14 protein-coding genes, 2 tRNA genes, 3 rRNA genes and 3 pseudogenes are annotated in these 22,249 nt (G+C 42.3%); 6 read left to right on the top strand and 16 right to left on the bottom strand.

What is annotated here, in order from left to right:
• Positions 1 to 114: 114 nt before the first annotated feature.
• Positions 115 to 324: pseudogene (locus G0029_RS00185) on the top strand (NADPH-dependent FMN reductase); the annotation flags it as partial.
• A gap of 18 nt (positions 325 to 342) precedes the next feature.
• On the opposite strand, the pseudogene G0029_RS00180 reads toward G0029_RS00185, so the two are convergent.
• A pseudogene (locus G0029_RS00180) lies at positions 343 to 1,405 on the bottom strand (RNA-guided endonuclease InsQ/TnpB family protein).
• 115 nt (positions 1,406 to 1,520) lie between these two features.
• Here G0029_RS00180 and G0029_RS00175 point away from each other — a divergent pair.
• A pseudogene (locus tag G0029_RS00175) lies at positions 1,521 to 1,853 on the top strand (NADPH-dependent FMN reductase); the annotation flags it as partial.
• Between the two features lie 325 nt (positions 1,854 to 2,178).
• On the opposite strand, the gene G0029_RS00170 reads toward G0029_RS00175, so the two are convergent.
• Positions 2,179 to 3,468, bottom strand: coding sequence for a glutamate carboxypeptidase (locus tag G0029_RS00170; protein WP_180110324.1), 1,290 nt, complete (start codon positions 3,466 to 3,468; stop codon positions 2,179 to 2,181).
• Positions 3,469 to 3,946: 478 nt separating this feature from the next.
• The gene (locus tag G0029_RS00165; RefSeq protein WP_180051169.1) at positions 3,947 to 4,342 is read right to left on the bottom strand and encodes a tautomerase family protein; all 396 of its coding nucleotides are present in this window, start codon (positions 4,340 to 4,342) and stop codon (positions 3,947 to 3,949) included.
• Positions 4,343 to 4,813: 471 nt separating this feature from the next.
• Here G0029_RS00165 and G0029_RS00160 point away from each other — a divergent pair, with 471 nt between their 5' ends.
• The gene (locus tag G0029_RS00160) at positions 4,814 to 5,854 is read left to right on the top strand and encodes a TauD/TfdA family dioxygenase (protein ID WP_180110325.1); all 1,041 of its coding nucleotides are present in this window, start codon (positions 4,814 to 4,816) and stop codon (positions 5,852 to 5,854) included.
• 93 nt (positions 5,855 to 5,947) lie between these two features.
• Here the strand turns inward: G0029_RS00160 and G0029_RS00155 are convergent, their stop codons facing one another.
• Positions 5,948 to 7,123, bottom strand: a complete 1,176-nt coding sequence (locus G0029_RS00155; RefSeq protein ID WP_180110326.1) for a PQQ-dependent sugar dehydrogenase — start codon at positions 7,121 to 7,123, stop codon at positions 5,948 to 5,950.
• Between the two features lie 443 nt (positions 7,124 to 7,566).
• Here G0029_RS00155 and G0029_RS00150 point away from each other — a divergent pair, with 443 nt between their 5' ends.
• Positions 7,567 to 8,136: a type 1 glutamine amidotransferase domain-containing protein gene (locus tag G0029_RS00150; RefSeq protein ID WP_180110327.1), complete on the top strand. Its 570-nt coding sequence runs from the start codon at positions 7,567 to 7,569 to the stop codon at positions 8,134 to 8,136.
• 69 nt (positions 8,137 to 8,205) lie between these two features.
• Here G0029_RS00150 and G0029_RS00145 read toward each other — a convergent pair whose 3' ends face one another.
• From G0029_RS00145 to G0029_RS00095, 11 genes are all read right to left on the bottom strand, one after another.
• Positions 8,206 to 8,517, bottom strand: a complete 312-nt coding sequence (locus tag G0029_RS00145; RefSeq protein ID WP_180063070.1) for an ankyrin repeat domain-containing protein — start codon at positions 8,515 to 8,517, stop codon at positions 8,206 to 8,208.
• Positions 8,518 to 8,790: 273 nt separating this feature from the next.
• Positions 8,791 to 9,660 carry an IS982 family transposase gene (locus tag G0029_RS00140; RefSeq protein WP_005137615.1) on the bottom strand — a complete coding sequence of 290 codons (870 nt, stop codon included), beginning with the start codon at positions 9,658 to 9,660 and terminating at the stop codon, positions 8,791 to 8,793.
• A 73-nt stretch (positions 9,661 to 9,733) separates the two neighbouring features.
• A complete protein-coding gene (locus G0029_RS00135) occupies positions 9,734 to 10,315 on the bottom strand; it encodes a group I intron-associated PD-(D/E)XK endonuclease (protein WP_180110346.1) in 582 nt (193 codons plus the stop codon).
• Positions 10,316 to 10,474: 159 nt separating this feature from the next.
• Positions 10,475 to 11,824, bottom strand: a complete 1,350-nt coding sequence (locus G0029_RS00130) for an aromatic acid/H+ symport family MFS transporter (protein WP_180110345.1) — start codon at positions 11,822 to 11,824, stop codon at positions 10,475 to 10,477.
• Positions 11,825 to 12,231: 407 nt separating this feature from the next.
• The gene (locus tag G0029_RS00125; protein ID WP_180110344.1) at positions 12,232 to 12,783 is read right to left on the bottom strand and encodes a DUF4256 domain-containing protein; all 552 of its coding nucleotides are present in this window, start codon (positions 12,781 to 12,783) and stop codon (positions 12,232 to 12,234) included.
• Between the two features lie 219 nt (positions 12,784 to 13,002).
• A 5S ribosomal RNA gene (gene rrf / locus G0029_RS00120) occupies positions 13,003 to 13,117 on the bottom strand.
• 196 nt (positions 13,118 to 13,313) lie between these two features.
• Positions 13,314 to 16,207 (bottom strand): 23S ribosomal RNA (locus G0029_RS00115).
• A gap of 442 nt (positions 16,208 to 16,649) precedes the next feature.
• A tRNA-Ala gene (locus G0029_RS00110) sits at positions 16,650 to 16,725 on the bottom strand.
• A 74-nt stretch (positions 16,726 to 16,799) separates the two neighbouring features.
• Positions 16,800 to 16,876, bottom strand: a tRNA-Ile gene (locus G0029_RS00105).
• A 61-nt stretch (positions 16,877 to 16,937) separates the two neighbouring features.
• Positions 16,938 to 18,476, bottom strand: a 16S ribosomal RNA gene (locus tag G0029_RS00100).
• Together the 16S, 23S and 5S rRNA genes with 2 tRNA genes alongside form the textbook arrangement of a ribosomal RNA operon.
• 429 nt (positions 18,477 to 18,905) lie before the next feature.
• Entirely contained in the window at positions 18,906 to 19,475 is a 570-nt protein-coding gene (locus G0029_RS00095) for a peptidylprolyl isomerase (protein ID WP_180005529.1), read from the bottom strand.
• Positions 19,476 to 19,576: 101 nt separating this feature from the next.
• Between G0029_RS00095 and G0029_RS00090 the strand changes: the two genes are divergently transcribed.
• On the top strand, positions 19,577 to 20,248 hold the full coding sequence (locus tag G0029_RS00090) for an acetoacetate decarboxylase family protein (RefSeq protein WP_180110253.1): 672 nt from the start codon (positions 19,577 to 19,579) through the stop codon (positions 20,246 to 20,248).
• A gap of 63 nt (positions 20,249 to 20,311) precedes the next feature.
• Here the strand turns inward: G0029_RS00090 and G0029_RS00085 are convergent, their stop codons facing one another.
• Entirely contained in the window at positions 20,312 to 21,382 is a 1,071-nt protein-coding gene (locus tag G0029_RS00085; protein WP_078194436.1) for an alpha/beta hydrolase, read from the bottom strand.
• A 201-nt stretch (positions 21,383 to 21,583) separates the two neighbouring features.
• Between G0029_RS00085 and G0029_RS00080 the strand changes: the two genes are divergently transcribed.
• Positions 21,584 to 22,153: a hypothetical protein gene (locus G0029_RS00080; protein WP_180110242.1), complete on the top strand. Its 570-nt coding sequence runs from the start codon at positions 21,584 to 21,586 to the stop codon at positions 22,151 to 22,153.
• The last annotated feature ends 96 nt before the right edge of the window (positions 22,154 to 22,249 follow it).

Below are 22,249 nucleotides of genomic sequence, written 5' to 3'. Positions count from 1 at the left end.
TTTTTTTATCACTATTTTTATAACTATCAATCGACTCGATACATTTTCTGTATATGCAACGGACCGAATTCATATTAATTTAATGCAAGACTTTAAAACAAGACGGGAAATACCATGAAACTTCATATTATTGTCGGCAGTGTCCGCGAAGGCCGCACGGCAATTAAGATTGCCAACTGGCTACTTTCAGAAATCGAAAGCTATGACTACAGTACCGTAGAAACTGAAATTGTCGATTTAAAAGAATGGGATCTGCCTATTTTTGCAGGCGCACATCCACCATTAACCGGGATTTATGACCAACCCAAACAACAAGCATGGGCAGTTGACATCCTCACCCCCTTAAAAGAGGGTGATTCCTACAGCTAGACGCTTATGCCCAAGCGCAAGAATGTTTAGAGCTGAGTTTATATCTCGATCATGAGCTGTACCATAGCTCATGCACTCCCATTCTCTTATTCCAAGATCTGTCTTACCTTTTGGACTACTTGAGGTGATCTCACCGCAGCACGAACAGATTTGGGTGGTATAGGCTTCTTGGACTTCTTCAAACAATACGCCTGCGTTCTCGCATTTATACTTGAGCATTGTTTTTAGTGCAGAAAATCCTGTATCCAAAACAGATTTTGCCATTTTGGTTTTTTACTAATTTTTTAGCACTCAAGTCACCTACAATAATCAATGCATTTTCATTCACAAGCTTGGTGCTTGCTTTATGCAAATGATCTTTTCGACTATTTGCAATCTTGGCGTGTAATGCACGAACACGCTTCTTATTCCTGGCTCTCTGAGCAATACCTAATTTCTGCTCATATTTTCGATAGAATTTTGGATTTGAAATTACTGTGCCATCAGAACAGGTGGCAATATCTTTTAAGCCTAGATCAATACCAATCGCTTTGGTTGCTGTCGATTTATCTTGCTTAGGCGATTCAACAACAAGACATACATACCAACGCCCACGGCTATCCTCTACAAATGAACCTGTTTTTAACGTGTATTTGCTTAAACCGTAGCTATCCCAAAGCTTAAATTGGTGTTTTCCATACTGGACATATCCATTGGCATATTTGATAGCCACCTTTTTAAAGGGAACCCATCCCAAAGAGCGCCTTGCTGATTTTTTATTGCTGACACGCCATTTCAGCTTTGCCTTTTTAAATTGCTTTCTTCGGGTGACTACTTCTTCAGTTACAGCCTGAATGGTTTGACTATGTAAATTACATTCTTTGGATGTGCCTTTCGTATATTTGGCAATATCAAAAGCAGAGAGAAATTCACCTTTCCGCTTCAAATGCCTAAACCCTAAATCATTGACATAATTCCAGACGAAGTTCACTTCTGATGCTAGTTGGTCTAACACCTTGCAATGTTTGTCTTTTATACGTAATTTAAGGGTTTTCATGTACTTATATTAACAATCAAAACTCAAGGAAAATAGTCCTTAGTTAAATCAAACGACACTTCATGTCGTGTCGCTTATATCTCTGACCTGAAGGACAGAGTTTTACGCTCCATTTGATAAAATCGCGCAAGGCGACGCATTTATTTTCATTAGCCCTGAATACAACCACGGCTATAGCCCTGCGCTCAAAAATGCGTTGGATTACCTCGGTAAAGAATGGGGCGGAAAACCTGCGGCATACGTTAGCTATGGTGGCACCAATGGTTCACGTTCAATTGATCAAATTCGCCAAGTGGCAACTCAATTGGGCTTAATTGACAGTAATGCTGTAGTTGAAATTCGTGACATTTTCACGCGTAATCAAACAGATAAATTCGAACCGAATGAATTTGACAACAAAGCGGTTAAAGGGATTTTCAAAAAATTACTGCAATATGTGAGTGCTTAATTATTGCCGTTCGCGTGATAAATGCCGCCTTTTGTAGGTTCAGGCTTACATTATTTTCGGCAGATGGCAGCTATACGCCATGCATCATCCACGATAAAGTTAAAACATACAGAGACAGGACGTCACTGAACATAAAACAACAATGATAAGACTAAGCAGGAAGCTTACGGTAGGACAGGAGTTATACCGCTAGAATGAATCTGAAAAAGCCTCGACAGGATGTCGGGGCTTTTTTCATTTCAAATGCTGCACAAGTGTAGCTCTAACATGAGCCATAACCAAACTCAGGGCCATGGCTCAATGGATCTCATCCAATCGGATGCGATTACTTTTTAGAACTTTCCACAATTAAGCGGGTCACCAAATACAAACGCGGCACGATAGAATCTGTCAAAATATATTCAGCTTTATCTGAATGTAATCCATCGCCAGACATACCGATTCCTTCAATGATCGCGGCTTTTGAACTAACCCCAGCAAAAGCGGCATCGGTACCACCACCCCAAGCGGTCGTTTCAACTTTCATCGGCAGCTTTAATTCATTTGTATAAATCTGCTGCGCTGTCGCGGCTAATTTTTTGGCTTGTGGACTGGCTTCTAAAGGTGGACGACGGACTTCAAATTTAACCTCGACCTGACTTTCCGCCAATTTTTTGGTTTTGACTTTTTGCTTCAAGGTTTTTTCCAACTCGGCAAAATCTTGGGGTTTTAAGGAACGAGCATCTGCCTGCGCTGTCGCATGGTCAGGAATCACATTTCGGGTTTTTCCAGCCGTCGCAACAGTCCAATTCAGCTTTAAACCCGTTTTCGGATTGGATAGATTTTCCAATTGTTGAATCTGAAAAGCCAGTTCTGTCAAGGCATTGACCCCTGCTTCAGGTTTTACCCCCGCATGCGAACCCCGCCCTTTAATATCTAAATAAGCCGCACCAATCCCACTGGTGGCTAACATCAAACTTCCCTCTAAACCACCGGTTTCAAAGGAGAGGACAACATCCTGATTTTGAGCGGTATCCATAATCAATTGGCGCGAGCCGGGTGAACTGATTTCTTCATCTGAATTAATTAACACTGTAATGGTGCCGTAATCTTGGTACTTCAGCTGTTTCAGCATATCCAAGACATGAATCACTGCAGCAACACCTTGCTTGTCATCCAAAATACCCAAGCCATAGGCTTTATTACCGTCTATACGAAACGGTTGACCTTGTAATTGGCCCTTTTGATATACCGTGTCATTATGTGCCAACAACATAATGTTCGTTTTACCTTTGCCTTTTAGTATCGCTTTTACAATCGGCCCTGTCTGATCTGGCGCACCATCGAGTTTCATGATGTCTTTGGGCTGAATCACGTTCACCTCAGCCCCTGTGGCTTTTAATTGCTCTGCGACCACCTTGGCAATTTGATTCAAACCCTCAATATCTTTACTTCCAGATTCAATATTGACCAAGGTTTTCAAGGTTTCTAAATAACTTTGCTTTTGACTTTCCGCAATTTTCTTAATCTCTTGTGGAGATGCTGCCCAACTTGCTGAAGCACTAAGCGCAATGGCGCAGCCTAACGCGAGCTGAAGTTTTGATGTCGTCCTTTGTTGTGTAAGTGTTCTTAGCATCGATCCTATTCCCTGTATATTTTTCATTATGAATTTTTAATGTCTGATAAATTAGTTCACCATTCAACCAATTAATCGCAAAAATATGTAACACCACAGGCGAAGTGTTTGGTCACATCAAAACCAGCGTCCTGCTGTTTTAAAATGGGTTTAGATCGATTTGGATAATAGTTCTATCGGTCGAGAGCCTAGATGCTATGCAAGACGGATAGAATGATAATTTAGGTGTTGTACGTTTTGGCTTACATTAGATGCGGATAATAGACACTATTCACGTTATTGGATTACTTTTATATTAAGGTCATACAGCGACAGGATGTCACTGAACATAAAACAACAATGATAAGACAATGAGCAGGAAGCTTAACGGTACGACAGGAGTTATACCGCTAGAATGAATCCGAAAAAGCCCCGACAGGATGTCGGGGCTTTTTTCGTTTAGGCGATGTGAAAGCAACATTCCATGTATTTGCACAGACTAAACATCGACCTGAAAACCTAAATCGACATCACAAGCGGCTTGACCACCTCGTATCCCCCAATTTTCTAGAGGGCTTTCACGTAAGGTAATGATGATATGGTCGGCCGGAATGCCAAATTCCACCAAATTTTGCACCAGCATTTGATATAACTTACGCTTGGTTGCCACGGTTCGTCCCGCAAAACAATCGATGGTGATATGTGTAAAGCGCTCAGGCTGCGTCAAATGATCAAGCACCTGAAACCGATGTAGCGCATGCACTTGCAAACGTATATTGCGGTCATATCGAGGCAGTTGAAAACTCTGTTGTAAGGCGTCAAAGACAGCATTTATCAACTGTTGTTCTTGTTCTATGCTGTATTGCATCCGTATATCGATTTGTGTTGCAGGCATGCGCGAAACTCATTGTTGTTATTTAGATCACTACACTAGCAGGATCTAGCCACGTTCTGCTGTAGGCATTTACCTACAGCGCTTGCAGTATTTACGCCTATGGCCTCAACAGCAACGCGCCTATAGTAAGAACATACAGAGACAGGATGTCTTGCAATAAAAATAAATAATGCACATGCAGCAGGAACGCTGATCGGTATGACAGGAGTCATATCTTTAGAATGAATCTAAAAAGCCCTCGATAGGATGTCGAGGGCTTTTTTCATGTCGTCATTCATTCAGAGATCGCACTCTATTCGTCGAAAAATCGCAATTTATCAACAATACTTACATCGCAACAGTAAAACTGTACTTATAATCGGCAGAGAATTTAGACAGAATAACGGCTGCGAGTTCAGCAGCTCGAACTGTCAGCGCTTAGGGATTAGGCGACAACAATAAAAATTGAATTAAAAAATTAGAGAATGACCTATGCAATTGCAACAGCAACAACTGAATAGTTTTACCCGCATTTTTCATGCCGCTCCAGAACACAATAGCCCACAAGATCTTGCACAATATATTGGCGCGCATCGACAAGAGCTTTTACAACAAATCCATGAAAATGGCATCTTGCTATTTCGTGGTTTTAACATCGAGCAACCCGAACAATTTAACCAACTGATTGAACAATATTTTCAGTTTACTCCATGGAATGCTTTTAACCCCAATATGCCCAGCTGGGTTGCATCTTGGATGCGAAAATACAGCGAGAACTTGCTCGGTGCTGGCGACTACCGTCGTTATATAGACCGCAACACAGTGCAATTGGGTCCAGTCGAAAACTCGGTACAAGGCCCGCATGTTGAAGGCGGAGTACGCTCAGAACGCTCGCGTTATATCGCCTTATTTTGTCAGGAACCTTCGACGTATTTGGCAGAAACAGGATTTAATAACTTAGAGCAGATTTGGGAGAGTTTTCCGAAACATCTACAGGAAAAATATCTTGGTGCATGGAACCATTTTTCTTATGTCTCGGCGCGCGAGGTGGGGCTATTTGACCGATTATTGCTGAAAAAGAGCCCGTTTAGTCTAGAGATTCGACAAGATAAAAAAGCCAAACTGACCTTGCAGCGTTCGCCACTGGTGATTCATCACCCCGATACGAAAAAGCATGTGATTCAGCCGTGGGCTTTTGCTAATAATACCAATCCATTTGCCCATCAGGCGGCCAAAAATTGCTTTGAAAATCGCGGGGAGATTGAAATCGATTCGACAGCGGACGGCATGCAACTGACTTGGGAAATTTACACGCCAGAAGGTCAACAAATTGAATGGAGCGATGCCGAAAAGCAGCAATTTTTTGATGCGATGTATAAAGATGCCCTGCTTTTGCAGTGGCATAAAGGTGATGTTGCGATCGTCGATAATATTAAAATTGCGCATTGGCGAATGAATGGAGAACAAGGAAATCGTAAATTAATTCAAATTCAAGCCAATGCATTTAATGCCGATGAGCACTATGCGGCTTAGCTGACGGATTTAAAATTCGTGCAGGCCTGTATGTGAGAAGCCCCGTAGGGGCTTTTTTTTTATTTTTTGAATTTTTTGTTTATTTTTTAGCCGCTATTTTGGCTCAATTTTGAATAACCATGCTTTTTCACCGTCCTCAATCCCCCAAATGGCGCCGTCTTTGGCCTCTATCAAGCCACGGATACGCTGCGGCATGTTGATGCGCTGGATTTCTGCTGCCGGCTGATGCGCTGTGTCCACAATCACGATTGCTTGAGACGACAAACCGCCAATCAGCGCTTTATTTTTCCACAAAGGGAACTTTTGCCCTTGGTAAAACATCAGGCTCGACGGTGAAATCACCGGTGTCCAGCTGATGGCAGGCGCTTCAAATTCAGGCCGTGTATGATGATCAGGAATCGGCTGATCATCATAATGATCACCATTCGACACATGTGGATAGCCATAGTTTTTCGCACGCTGCACAAGATTTAACTCATCACCGCCTTTCGGGCCCATTTCGGCCACCCAAAGTTGCTGTTTTGCATCAAAAGCCATGCCTAAAGGGTTACGGTGCCCGAAGCTCCAGACTTGCTTTGCAACCTCACCTTGGGTCTGAAATGGATTATCTGCAGCAGGTGTTCCATCACTATTTAAGCGCAGCACTTTACCCAAATTTGACTGTAGATCTTGTGCAGGATCAAACTTCTGACGTTCGCCCGAACTCACCCATAATTTTCCATCTGCGCCAAACTGCATTCGGTGTGAATAATGGCCTTGACCTTCTACTTTTGGAATTTGCCTCCAAATGATTTTTCGCTGTTTTAAACTTGGCGCAGCTTCATTGAGGTTTAATGTGGCTTTTTCGATGACAGCGCCATAACCGCCCTGTCCGGCTTCTGCATAGCTCAGATATATCTGATGATTATTTTCAAACTGCGGATCGAGTGCAATATCACCTAAGCCGCCTTGTCCGCCATAGGCAACTTTGGGAAGGTTTTTCACCTGTATTTTCTGCTGGTTTTGCGGATTAAAGATAATTAGCTGACCTTTTCTTTCAGTCAGCAATAAACGGCCGTCTGTAAGTGGCTGGATGGCCCAAGGCTCATTGAATTGAGCGATTTTTTGTATTTTAAAGCCCTGTTCTTGCTGGACTTGTGCAGAATTTTGAGTTTGGCTTGGTGTTTGATCTTGTGCTGTAGTTGTGGTGTTTTCCGCATGGCATGCGGCTGTCATCAGGATGCCAACGATGAGGCTAGGCGTTCGAAAATATTGTAAGCATTGTTTCATTTACTGTTCCCTTCCCTTTTATAATCATTTGATTCTAATCAATTAATCAGATGATTTTTCTTTGGAAAGGTAACAGAATAATTTTGTACGTTTTGGCTTACATGACATGCAGAAAATTGCGGCTTTCCAAGTTTATGAAACAGGCCTAATCTACAGTTATCAGGAGACAGGAAGTTTCCGAAACATAAAACAATAACAATAAGTTTCTACATCAGGACGTGAGATATGACAAGGAGTTGTATCTAGAACACGAAATACGAAGAAAACCCCGACAGGATGTCGGGGTTTTCTTTTTCTAGCTGATTTTTAAAAGTTCGCTCTAATCTAGAACTTTCGCATAACATCTCTGTCAAAACTTCTTACAGTTTCCTGCGAAATTATTACATACCCAAATCCGTCAGCTTGTTAGCGTGGTAGACAATCCTCATTGCAAGGAGTCAATCATGACTTTAAAAGCTTTAGTGATAACTTCAAATGTCGGTGTTGAACATGACGAGCTGATCCAACCATTAAATTATTTAAATGAAAAGGGAATTGAAGCCATTCATGCCGCTATTAAACATGCGGTTGTCCAAACAGTAAAAGCCGACAAAAAGGTCGAAGCTGAAGTTCAACCCAATGCCCAATTGAGCAACGTAAATGCTGAAGACTATGATGTGTTAGTAATTCCAGGCGGAACTGTCAATGCAGATCATCTACGGATCGATGAAGATGCACTGCGACTTATTCAAAACTTTGCTGACCATCAAAAACCTATTGCTGCAATTTGTCATGGTCCTTGGGCGCTCATTAATGCTGAACGAATTCGTGATAAAACTCTGACGTCTTATAAAAGTATTCGTTTGGATTTGGAAAATGCGGGTGCACATTGGGTCGATGAGCAGGTGCACCGCTGTAATACGGGTGGTTGGGTGCTCATTACTTCTCGTTGTCCAGATGACTTGCCTGCGTTTAATCAAGCGATTCAGCAGGAGCTTGAGCAACAGCAACAGCAACAGCAACAGCAACAATAATACTAAAATGAAAATACCCGCATATTGCATGCGGGTATTTTATAATGTTGATTCATAAAATATTATGGCTTACAAATTTTTTAAGTAAGCTACCACATCATCATTGCCTGCCATTTCTGCAAGCTCTAATGCTGTGTATTGGGTCTTATGCTGTACATTTGCACCATTAGCTACCAAAAGCTTCACCACGTCTAAATAGCCGTTTTCTGCGGCTGCATGCAGTGCGCTATAGCCTTCTTCATCGGCAGTGTTTACGTCTGTGCCATTCGCTAAAGATTTTTCGACTTCTGCGAGTTCACCTAAAGATGCCCAGTACACCAGTTCAGGCAGATGCAGTTCTGCATCATCTTCAGGGATTGGCGAGATAGAATTAAATTGCATGATCATAATACCTATTTGTAATTTCTATAAATATCGCTTGTCAATTAATGACCATGGCAGAATTGGTCATATAAATCAGTTTATTTAACGAATTTTATCAAATCTATTTAAAGCGTAATTCACAGTTTCCTTTGAATTTAATAAATATTTTCCATTTTTATCGCGTTCAATACGAATGGATAATTTAGCCGCTTGTGTAATAGTTCCAGATTCCAGTAATCGACTGATATCACTATTTGGAAGAATAATATAATTATTTAACCCGAATCCCGCTTAAGCCAATGATTCCATAATTTGAATTGTTGGTTTATTTTGATGATTAAGTTGATATGCACATAACGATGCGTAAATCCCACTCAGAAATCCATGAATACTACGAGCTTTACTCGTCACTAAATTGTATTGTCCTTTCAATAAGCTGAATAACGTTTCTATCTTATTTCGTTGTCTTAAGTGATATTCATCTGATGCAGATAGTTGGATGGATTGCATGTTTTTTCGATGGTAAGTAATCAAATCAATACCTTGATCTTTTAACCTGCTTTTTAGTTCCTGGCTGATATAACCACGATCTCCATATAGCTTTGCTTCTAAGCCGTCAGCCAATTGCTCAACCATTTTTATGTCAGCTATATGCCCATTTGATAAAGCAGAACAAGCGATTTCACCAAATGGGTTCATCGCAATATGTAGCTTACAGCCATAAAACCAGCCCATTGAGCTTTTACCACGAGATGCTATTTGAGCTAATGATTTATGGCGTTGAATACGTTGATTTTTACAGACTGGCAAAGTCGTTGAATCAATCCACAAATATTGGGTATTTTGACCTTTCATCAGAGCCACATGTAAAGCATGTATTGCTAATTGGTGCATATTGATCAGATGAATCATCCGTTGGTAACATGGTAAGCTTTTAAACAAATGTCTTTTATCTTCTTTTAACCATGTGAAAAAGGCTTTGAAATTGCTGAAATAAGAACATTTATACCAAATGGCAATAAAGCAGATTTCTGAGATCGTCAGATGAGCACGTCTGATTCTTAAAGAATGGTTATTTTGTTTGAGAAAGTTCCAATAAGTTGCTTCAAATTTAAGAAAGAAATCATCAATTACGCAGAATAATTCGGTACTATTGAACATTAGGACTAGAGTTGTGAGTTTTGTGTGGTAACTCAACTGATGGCTCTAGTCTTCTTATTTTCAAGTTTATTTCTTATCCGCGATTCGGGTTATTTACATAAGATGGACCATTACATGATCGTAATACAAAAATATAGAAAGTAGATGATGCATCCTTTGAATCATAAGATCTCTGATTTATCGTGAATCTATACTGATTATTTGATTCAGATATATTGGCTGTTTTAACCTGTATATGAAAGTATTTATTATCTTTTGCTGCGACAAGATCAATACCATCATCAACAGCCATATATGATGTATTAAATCCAAAAAATAATAATTCAGCCATCACTGCAAATTCACCAGCCTTGCCCGTATACAGTGCATTAACTGTAGGTGGCGGTGGAACAATATCAGGTACAACTTTTTTGATTTTTAATCTGTAAATTCCCCGTCTTGGAGCACCTTTAGAATTTTTTGGTTTTGTGAACTCTGATTTTGTTTTATATTTGTCAATATCCTTTGAAAGTATCGAAGAGATTTTCTTAGATAAAACATCTAGATGCTGCTGAGTATGAGGATATTTCGCTACGATTGCTTCTGCTATTTGATCAACATGCATTTCTTTTCGCGATTCCTTCATTACTTCTTTAATTTGCTCAATAAACTCCATCTCTCCCCCCATAAAATAGTCATAGTTAAGTTTTTATATCTTTTTTAAAAACTTATAAATATAGAATATTAGAAAATATAAAATAATTATTTTATTAGCATTTTAAATAACCCAAAAAAAGCCCCCTTTCGGAGGCTTTTCTTTTTAAAGAATCACAACTTAAGCTTTGGCTGTAGATGCCTCTTTAACATCAATTTTATCACTGTCATTTTCATGCATGATCAATGCAACCGCGATCGCAGTAATCAGTACAGGTAAACCTACTGCCATAAAGTTGAAATGCGCAGGTAAGTTCATACCGAGCAAACCACCAATCAGAATCGGCCCTACAATCGCGCCCATACGACCGATCGCAGAAGACCAACCAATACCTGTCGAACGTACAGCAAGTGGGTAATACTGCGCTACATAGCTGTAAAGCAGCATTTGCGAACCAATAGACGCAGCACCTGCCAAGAACACCAAGATGTATAGTAAGAACTGATTCGATTGGAAGCCCATCAAGCTCATCACAATCGCGCCCATCATACCCAAAACCATCAACACAGGTTTTAAGTGGAAACGGTCAGCCAAAATACCACCGCCAACAATACCCACAACTGCGCCCACGTTCATGACCATCATGAACATTAAGCTGTTATCCATAGAATAACCGGCTGCCATCATCAGTTTTGGTAACCAGCTGCTTAGCGCATACATGGTCAATAGGCACGTAAAGAACGCCACCCAAAACAGCAATGTATTTACGGCACGACCACGGCGGAACAAACTCACCACGTTAGCAGCTTCAGGCACGCTTTCCTGCGGTAAAGTGAACACTGTATTTTCGGTTACTTTCACTTCAGGCGCTAAGCGCTTCACGATACTGCGAGCTTTTTCCTGTTTGTTTTCTTTCACCATAAATGCCAAAGATTCAGGTAAGAATTTCCAAATCACTGGTAAAAGGAAAAGTGGAATACCTGCAATAAAGAACATGATTTGCCAACCAAAGTCAGGGGTGAACCATGAACCTAAAAGTGCCGCCATCACACCACCGACTGCATAACCACTAAACATCGTCGTTACTAGTGTGCTACGCATCTTCTGCGGCGCGTATTCCGACGTTAAAGCCACAAGGTTAGGCATTACACCGCCAATCCCTAAACCAGCCAAGAAACGCAAAATACCAAATTCTGTTGGATTCGACGCAAAACCACCAGCAAAGGTCAAACCACTAAATAAAACGATACAGATCATGATGACTTTTTTACGGCCAATCTTATCTGCTAAAGAACCAAAGAACATGGCACCAAACATCATGCCTGCGAGCGCAGTACTGGCAAGCATCCCCGCTTGCATTGCACTTAAGCCCCAGTCTTGCATCAATAATGGTAAAACCACGCCATTAATCGCTAAATCGTAGCCATCAAATAAAATAATCAATAAGCACCAAGCCACTACATTGAAGTGGAACGGGGTAAATTTAGCCTTATCGACTACAGAATTTATGTCTATTTTTTCCGTTGTCATCGTTCTCATCTCCCATGAGTACTTGTCCATAACATTCATTGAATTTTTAAGTAAAATTCAACAGCCACGGAATATACGGAACAGTGTTTTCTAGGGATATTAGACGTATGTTTAATAAATCTAGTCTCTTATAAGTACATGTTAATTGTGTTATTTTTCATGCTTTAGTTTAATTATTAAACATTATCAATATATGATTATTTAACTTCTTTTTTTAAATAATAATGTCCTTGTTTTTAGGTCTAATTCTTCTATTCTTTCATTCAACTTCAGAACGACACACCATCATTTATTTCTATCTTTAGTTTAGAAAAATTTTAAATGTCTAAAAAACAAACGAAAATATATCTTTAGAAAAGTTCGTTTGAACACTCTAGATTGTTTTAAATACCTTGATAGCGCTGAGATTAAGCAATCACCAGCTTACAGCGAAATCCACGAGACGCATAATATGACTGTGCGCCATTATGGTAGCTAAATACATGATCATAACGTCGGTCACAAAACAGTGCCCCACCCTTTTGCCGAATATCTGCTGGCGTCACGATCCAGCTCGAAGTATTTAAATCGAAATGAAAAACTTGCTGTATCGCTCGGTAGTCCTCTTCTGTAAGCAGCTGAGCACCGATGTCTCGAACCATGTCTATTACGTTATTTTTGGGAGGATGATCCTTCCGATTCTCCAAGGCATCACGGTCATAACATAAGCGTCGTCTAGGCTTTGGCGACTCTAAACTGCAATCATAAAATATCAGGTCATGAGATTGCCGATTCAGCCTCACAATATCTGGCTCACCCCCTGTTTTTTCCATTTCGATTACAGTTTTTAGTTTTGAGGGCTGTGCAATCAATTGTTTTTTAACATCATCCCAAAGCAATTCTGGATGACGCTGCATATTTGCCTCAAAGCGTTGCTGCAATATCTCTAAAATAGAGACTTTATTGAGATCTTGGAGCATTTGCACATCCTATTGTTTTTATACATTGGAGACTGAACTTCACTATAAAGAATATAGACTCACCTTGATGTAAATTTTTAGCGCTGTTTAGCCGTATTATTTTTAAATATCTATCATTTCCCAGTTTGTCTTTCTGCTTTTCTTATTATTTTTTTCTTCCCTTTTCATCACGCATAAAAAAACACCCCCTGACTAGTGCAGGGGGTGTTTCGAATAATGAGCTGGCGATGACTTACTCTCACATGGGTAACCCCACACTACCATCAGCGCTAAGAGGTTTCACTTCTGAGTTCGGGAAGGGATCAGGTGGTTCACTCTTGCTATTGTCGCCAGCACAACTGTTATGGATACTTGCTTAGTCTAATCTCAGAGCAGTGCTCTTCGTGCTAAGTTTTCTACCAAATGAGTTATTAACAGAAGTACTTGAGTTAATTTAAGGTGTTCATTTTATCTAGCTTTTCAACTAAATCAAGTTTGATTGATTATATGTGAATCAATTGATGCTATTTATACAACTGTTTGGGTGTTGTATAGTCAAGCCTCACGAGCAATTAGTATTGGTCAGCTTCATGCGTCACCGCACTTCCACATCCAACCTATCAACGTCGTAGTCTTCAACGGCTCTTTAGTGGACATAAAGTCCAAGGGAAATCTTATCTTGAGGTAGGCTTCCCGCTTAGATGCTTTCAGCGGTTATCCCTTCCGAACATAGCTACCCGGCGATGCGACTGGCGTCACAACCGGTACACCAGAGGTTCGTCCACTCTGGTCCTCTCGTACTAGGAGCAGATCCTCTCAAATTTCCAGCGCCCACGGTAGATAGGGACCGAACTGTCTCACGACGTTCTAAACCCAGCTCGCGTACCTCTTTAAATGGCGAACAGCCATACCCTTGGGACCTGCTTCAGCCCCAGGATGAGATGAGCCGACATCGAGGTGCCAAACACCGCCGTCGATATGAACTCTTGGGCGGTATCAGCCTGTTATCCCCAGAGTACCTTTTATCCGTTGAGCGATGGCCCTTCCATACAGAACCACCGGATCACTAAGACCTACTTTCGTACCTGCTCGACTTGTGGGTCTCGCAGTTAAGCGCGCTTTTGCCTTTATACTCTACGCGTGATTTCCGACCACGCTGAGCGCACCTTCGTACTCCTCCGTTACTCTTTAGGAGGAGACCGCCCCAGTCAAACTACCCACCAGACATGGTCCTCGTCCCGGATAACGGGACAGAGTTAGAACCTCAATATTACCAGGGTGGTATTTCAAGATTGGCTCCACCGAAACTAGCGTCTCGGTTTCAAAGCCTCCCACCTATCCTACACAAGTAAGATCAAAGTTCAATGTCAAGCTGCAGTAAAGGTTCACGGGGTCTTTCCGTCTAGCCGCGGGTACACCGCATCTTCACGGCGATTTCGATTTCACTGAGCCTCTGCTGGAGACAGCGCCCCCATCATTATGCCATTCGTGCAGGTCGGAACTTACCCGACAAGGAATTTCGCTACCTTAGGACCGTTATAGTTACGGCCGCCGTTTACTGGGGCTTCGATCAAGAGCTTCGCTTACGCTAACCCCATCAATTAACCTTCCAGCACCGGGCAGGCATCACACCCTATACGTCCACTTTCGTGTTTGCAGAGTGCTATGTTTTTAATAAACAGTTGCAGGGGCCTGGTTTCTGTGGCTGCTCTCAGCTCAGGAAGCAAGTTCCATCACCAAAAGCAGCGTACCTTCTCCCGAAGTTACGGTACCATTTTGCCTAGTTCCTTCAGCAGAGTTCTCTCAAGCGCTTTGGTCTACTCGACCTGACCACCTGTGTCGGTTTCGGGTACGATTCCAGTGTAACTGAAGCTTAGAGACTTTTCCTGGAAGTATGGTATCAGCCACTTCACTGTACAAGTACAGCTTGCTGTCAGATCTCAGCATAGAGTACCCCGGATTTGCCTAAGATACATGCCTACTTCCTTTCACCTGGACAACCAACGCCAGGCTGACTTAACCTTCTCCGTCCTCTCATCGCATTACACTGAAGTATTGGAATATTAACCAATTTCCCATCGACTACGCCTCTCGGCCTCGCCTTAGGGGTCGACTCACCCAGCCCCGATTAACGTTGGACTGGAACCCTTGGTCTTTCAGCGAACGGGTTTTTCACCCGTTTTGTCGTTACTCACGTCAGCATTCGCACTTCTGATACCTCCAGCAGACTTCTCAATCCACCTTCATCGGCTTACAGAACGCTCCCCTACCACTTACACTAATGTGTAAATCCGCAGCTTCGGCATATAGTTTTAGCCCCGTTACATCTTCCGCGCAGGCCGACTCGACTAGTGAGCTATTACGCTTTCTTTAAAGGGTGGCTGCTTCTAAGCCAACCTCCTAGCTGTCTATGCCTTCCCACATCGTTTCCCACTTAACTATAATTTTGGGGCCTTAGCTGGCGGTCTGGATTGTTTTCCTCTTGACTACGGACGTTAGCACCCGCAGTCTGTCTCCCGGATAGTACTCATTGGTATTCGGAGTTTGCATCGGTTTGGTAAGTCGGGATGACCCCCTAGCCGAAACAGTGCTCTACCCCCAATGGTATTCGTCCGAGGCGCTACCTAAATAGCTTTCGGGGAGAACCAGCTATCACCGAGTTTGATTAGCCTTTCACCCCTATCCACAAGTCATCCCCTGGCTTTTCAACGACAGTGGGTTCGGTCCTCCAGTTAGTGTTACCCAACCTTCAACCTGCTCATGGATAGATCACCCGGTTTCGGGTCTACACCCAGCAACTAAACGCCCTATTAAGACTCGATTTCTCTACGGCTCCCCTAATCGGTTAACCTTGCTACTGAATGTAAGTCGCTGACCCATTATACAAAAGGTACGCAGTCACCAAACAAGTTGGCTCCCACTGCTTGTATGCATGCGGTTTCAGGATCTATTTCACTCCCCTCACAGGGGTTCTTTTCGCCTTTCCCTCACGGTACTGGTTCACTATCGGTCAGTCAGGAGTATTTAGCCTTGGAGGATGGTCCCCCCATATTCAGACAAGGTTTCACGTGCCTCGCCCTACTCGACATCATTATCTAAGCCCTTTCGTGTACAGGACTATCACCTACTATGGTCGCACTTCCCAGAGCGTTCCACTAAAGCTTAGATAACTTAATGGGCTTTTCCCCGTTCGCTCGCCGCTACTGAGGGAATCTCAATTGATTTCTTTTCCTAAGGGTACTGAGATGTTTCACTTCCCCTCGTTCGCCTCATAAACCTATGTATTCAGTTTATGATACCCGCCTTATAGCGGGTGGGTTTCCCCATTCAGAAATCTCCGGATCACAGGATATTTGCCGCCTCCCCGGAGCTTATCGCAGGCTATTACGTCTTTCATCGCCTCTGACTGCCAAGGCATCCACCACATGCACTTAATTACTTGACTATACAACCCCAAACAGTCGTTTGATCCTACAAGTAGATCAACCAACATTACAGTTTAGAGCTTCGTGAATTTAATCACTGTACAGCTTCAATTAGATTCATATACCAAAACGCTTGATTCAGTTAATTTCGCTAGTAACTCATTTCATTTAAATTTCACAATTGCTTGTTAGGTTAAATCAAACGAGTATGAACAAATTATTTCAACTCAAATATATTCTGTTAATGATTTTTCCAGCCTTCGTCAGGTCAGGAAACTGTGATAAATCACAGAGATTATCAAGTCCGCGTATCATAACGCTTGTACTTGTTAATCTCTAGGATCTAAACACTTATCTGGGTGTTTAACACTCAGCTCAAGCTTCGTTTGATTAAAGCCTGCGCGAAGCGTAGCTTCTTGCTTAAATTTCAAGGAAAAACGTTGTTTTTCTTATCTTGAAATTTGGTGGAGACTAGGAGAGTCGAACTCCTGACCTCCTGCGTGCAAAGCAGGCGCTCTACCAACTAAGCTAAGTCCCCAGCTTATCAATAAGTCAATGTTTCTGTTTTTCTGTTTGCTTCCGTATTTTATTCAAATACTTCGTTAGTCAGAATGGTGGGTCTGACAAGACTTGAACTTGTGACCCCACGCTTATCAAGCGTGTGCTCTAACCAACTGAGCTACAGACCCTCAGATACATCGTCATGAAGAACAACTTGTTGTGGATTCTTACCAATCGTCAATCTTTCGTTAAGGAGGTGATCCAGCCGCAGGTTCCCCTACGGCTACCTTGTTACGACTTCACCCCAGTCATCGGCCACACCGTGGTAAGCGTCCTCCTTACGGTTAGACTACCTACTTCTGGTGCAACAAACTCCCATGGTGTGACGGGCGGTGTGTACAAGGCCCGGGAACGTATTCACCGCGGCATTCTGATCCGCGATTACTAGCGATTCCGACTTCATGGAGTCGAGTTGCAGACTCCAATCCGGACTACGATCGGCTTTTTGAGATTAGCATCTCCTCGCGGAGTAGCAACCCTTTGTACCGACCATTGTAGCACGTGTGTAGCCCTGGTCGTAAGGGCCATGATGACTTGACGTCGTCCCCGCCTTCCTCCAGTTTGTCACTGGCAGTATCCTTAAAGTTCCCGGCTTAACCCGATGGCAAATAAGGAAAAGGGTTGCGCTCGTTGCGGGACTTAACCCAACATCTCACGACACGAGCTGACGACAGCCATGCAGCACCTGTATGTAAGTTCCCGAAGGCACCAATCCATCTCTGGAAAGTTCTTACTATGTCAAGACCAGGTAAGGTTCTTCGCGTTGCATCGAATTAAACCACATGCTCCACCGCTTGTGCGGGCCCCCGTCAATTCATTTGAGTTTTAGTCTTGCGACCGTACTCCCCAGGCGGTCTACTTATCGCGTTAGCTGCGCCACTAAAGCCTCAAAGGCCCCAACGGCTAGTAGACATCGTTTACGGCATGGACTACCAGGGTATCTAATCCTGTTTGCTCCCCATGCTTTCGTGCCTCAGCGTCAGTATTAGGCCAGATGGCTGCCTTCGCCATCGGTATTCCTCCAGATCTCTACGCATTTCACCGCTACACCTGGAATTCTACCATCCTCTCCCATACTCTAGCTTCCCAGTATCGAATGCAATTCCCAAGTTAAGCTCGGGGATTTCACATCCGACTTAAAAAGCCGCCTACGCACGCTTTACGCCCAGTAAATCCGATTAACGCTCGCACCCTCTGTATTACCGCGGCTGCTGGCACAGAGTTAGCCGGTGCTTATTCTGCGAGTAACGTCCACTATCTCTAGGTATTAACCAAAGTAGCCTCCTCCTCGCTTAAAGTGCTTTACAACCAAAAGGCCTTCTTCACACACGCGGCATGGCTGGATCAGGGTTCCCCCCATTGTCCAATATTCCCCACTGCTGCCTCCCGTAGGAGTCTGGGCCGTGTCTCAGTCCCAGTGTGGCGGATCATCCTCTCAGACCCGCTACAGATCGTCGCCTTGGTAGGCCTTTACCCCACCAACTAGCTAATCCGACTTAGGCTCATCTATTAGCGCAAGGTCCGAAGATCCCCTGCTTTCTCCCGTAGGACGTATGCGGTATTAGCATCCCTTTCGAAATGTTGTCCCCCACTAATAGGCAGATTCCTAAGCATTACTCACCCGTCCGCCGCTAGAAATCGGTAGCAAGCTACCTATTCCCGCTCGACTTGCATGTGTTAAGCCTGCCGCCAGCGTTCAATCTGAGCCATGATCAAACTCTTCAGTTTAAAATCAATAGTACATATAGTGTACCAATCTTGGCTCATCAATTACTGACAAAAATTTGCTCAAATAAACTTCGAGTAATTTCTACCATCAATCAATGAAAATAATTTCGATCAATCAATCAGTAAAAATCCACACAAGTTGTTCTTCATAATCTCTTAATGATCTTCCTAACATCTCGTCAATGCTAGAAGCTAGACTTCGATAAACTTAACAACTCAACGCTTCGCGTTTCGTTCGTTTCCGTCTATCTCGTCGGTATGGTGCTCATTATAGGGCAATTTCTTACACGTGCAAGTGCTTTTCACTCACAAAGAACACGAGTGTTTTATTTTTATGCACCATTATGGTTCAAAAAACACACTTTATTCACATAAATACATGATATTTATTACAAATATCATGTAAAATATTTTTCCTATTTTGTGTGCTTAGTTTTTTACAGGTGCTGCTTTAATCACCACACTCTGTATAACCACTGGGTTTACAGGGACATTCTGGTGCATTCCATAGTTCGCAGTTGGAACTTTTACGATTTTATCGACGATATCCATACCTTTAGTGACCTTACCAAAAACAGCATATCCCGCATTCATTGCACTTTTATTGAGAAAGTCATTGTCTGCAACATTAATAAAGAACTGACTACTTGCTGAATCAGGATGATTCATCCGTGCCATTGCCAATGTGCCGCGTTTATTGCTCAAGCCATTACTTGATTCATTCTTAATAGCCGCTTTTGTTGGCTTCTCCTGCATTTTGACATCCATACCCCCACCCTGAACCATAAATCCAGGAATCACACGATGAAAGATCGTGCCGTTATAAAATTTTTCTTTTGCATAGCTTTCAAAGTTTTTAGCTGAGATAGGTGCCTTGTCATTGAATAGCTCAATTTCAATATTACCTTGAGAGGTTTTCATTTCGACAATAGTATTGGCAGCAAAACTGCTTAAGCTCACACAGCCAAGTGCTGCGGTAAATAAAATCTGTTTTAACATTTGCTAACTCTTCTGGTTGATCTCGTACTTGTTATTGACTGTATATTAGTCTTTGATGATTAAAAAGTAATTATTCTGCCATTATTAAAACGAGAACAATGATGACGCAAATAATACCGTCGGACACTCCATTGACACATTTACCGCCTTGGCAACTGCGTGGCGATGCTTTTATTTTGAATTATTGGATCTCTCCGAGTTTTATCCAACAAGCGCAGATGTTCCGTTTAGCGACATCGCCTTTAGGTCGTGTGGTTCAGGTGTTATTGGTCCGATACCATGATTCGCCTGTGGGTCCTTATGACGAATTGCTGATTTTAGATCACCCTTTATGGAGTAAGAAAAGGTTAAGTTCGATTCCTACGATTTATGTTTCGACAGATATCTCTGTCATTCATGGTCAAAAACTCTGGGGTATTCCTAAAGAGTTGGCAAAGTTTGAATGGCAACAACATGACAATGAAGTGGTCTGTACTATAGAAGTTGAACAACACAAAATGCAGATCCGTTTAAAAAAATCACGTTCACAGCGTTCTTTCTATATTAATAGTCATCATATCCCAGCAGCGATGTTGCAAATCAGACAAGCGTGGGAAGGTAAGAGCTATCAATTTTCACCGAAGTTTCGTGGACGGCTCTCTAAACTGAAACAGGTAGAATGGCACAACACGCAGAAGATTTTTCCTAATTTTGCCGAAGCACGATTATTGCAAAGCTTTTATGTCCCCGAATTTAGCCTCGTATTTCCTGCTGCAAAAATCCAAGATAAATAACTCAATAAATAAAAACCCAGTGTTTCACGTGAAACACTGGGTTTACTTTATATAAAGGAATGATTAGCTACGTTTATCCCAAAATTTACGGAACTTCGTACTGATCTCGATCACGTATTTTTTAGCTCGGTGCGAAACCGGGGTTAAATTGATAAAACCATGGGTTTGATCGGTATATTCTTGATAAAACACTTTTACCCCTTGCTGACGGAGTTTATGCGAATAAATTTCACCTTCGTCATGTAAAACGTCATGCCCTGCCGTCACGATATACGCAGGTGCGATACCTGCCAATTTTCCATAGGTCGGTGAAATTAATGGATCATCCAAGGCCACAGCATGTTGTTCTGCATATAAAGCCGTTACGACATCAATATCTTTTTCAGTCAGAACTAGACCATCTTTATACGCATAGAAAGATGGGTGGCGACTCTTGAAATCCACTACTGGGTAAATTAATAGCTGAGCTTGCGGGGCAAAAACTTTCTGAGCACTGCGCTGCGCAACTGCGGTAGCAATATTGCCGCCTGCACTATCCCCTGCCACCGCAATTCGATTTTTTAGAATTTTAAACTGACGACTATTTTGATAAGTCCAAGCCAAGGCATCTTCACAACTTTGCATTAATTGAGCTGGGCTGGCCTCTGGCGTGAGTGGATAATCAATACTTAAAACTTGTGCTTTGGCATGCACGGCCAATAAACGACAAACTTCATCATGCGTGTCTAGACCACCCACCACAAAACCACCACCGTGATAGAACACGATCATCGGTAATTTTTTATTTGGAGCAGGATGATAATGACGCGCAAACAGCGTAGCACTTTGTAAAGGTAGACGTATATCTTGCACTTGTTTCACAAAGGTCGGCTTGGTCTTGATCGACTCCATCTGTAAATCAAATAATTTACGAGACTTCACATAGTCTTCAGTCACAAAGCCTGACTTACCTTGCTTGAGTTGAGCCGCCATCATGCATTTCACCAGCGGATCTAATTCTGGAAAAATAAACGGATAATCGAGACGTTTTGCGAGGCTTTCTTTGGCAAAGTTAGGAAGACGATCAAGTAACCGAGCAGCCGTACCTTGGCCTTTATCTTTCATATTTTTAAGTGATTCATTCAATGCAAACATGCTCTATCCTTCGAATTATGCTCTTCATACTTTCTACATGATCTAGGTCAAATGTGACCATATTCACATATAAGTCTCAACATCAACATACATAGTACAGACCTAGTTAAGCTAATCTTCTTTTATAGAGTTGTCATTGACAATTTACCCAAGTTTTATGGGTTGATTATGCTAACCCATTCTCGATAAAGGATACTCACCATGGCTAAAAAGATCATCCTTCTGTCTTTTGCGACTGCTTTTTTGGCTGTAGGCTGCGTAGCATTCCCTGAAGATGGTTACTACGATGGACGTTATGATCAACGTTATGACCGCCGTTATGATAATAATGATCGACGCTATGACAATCGTTATGATCGCCGTTACGACAGTCGTTATGAACAAGACCGTCGTACATGGGAACGTCAGCAACAACAACGTAATCGTTTAGAGCTTGAACGTAGAAAGCAGCAACTTGACCAGCGTAACTGGGAACAGAATCGTAAAAATCAACAAGAGTGGGATCGTCGTAAAAACGAACTCGAACGTCAACGTCTAGAACAACAGCGTAAAAACTCTGAAGCGGAACGTCGTAAACGTGCTGAACAAGATCGTCAAAAAGTCAGCAAAGAGCGTCAGCGTTTAGAAGAACAGCGCCGTAAAGCCAGCCAAGATCGTAGAAAACAAACTGAGCAAGAGCGCAAAAAAAATATTCAAGATTTAAGAAAGGCATCAGATCAACAACGTAAAGCGGCTGAAGAACGTCGTCGCGCATGGGAAAATCGCCGTTAATTGATGTTTTTTGCAGATCGGTTAGAAGTAAAAAGCTCATCTACATGATGGGCTTTTTTTTCGCTCACTAAAAATAGAAAAGGTAAAAAAAGCAAT

The organism is Acinetobacter sp. YH12138 (assembly GCF_015218525.1).
In the GTDB taxonomy this organism is placed as follows: Bacteria; Pseudomonadota; Gammaproteobacteria; order Pseudomonadales; family Moraxellaceae; genus Acinetobacter; species Acinetobacter amyesii.
This window is presented reverse-complemented; position numbering and strand designations above follow the sequence as displayed.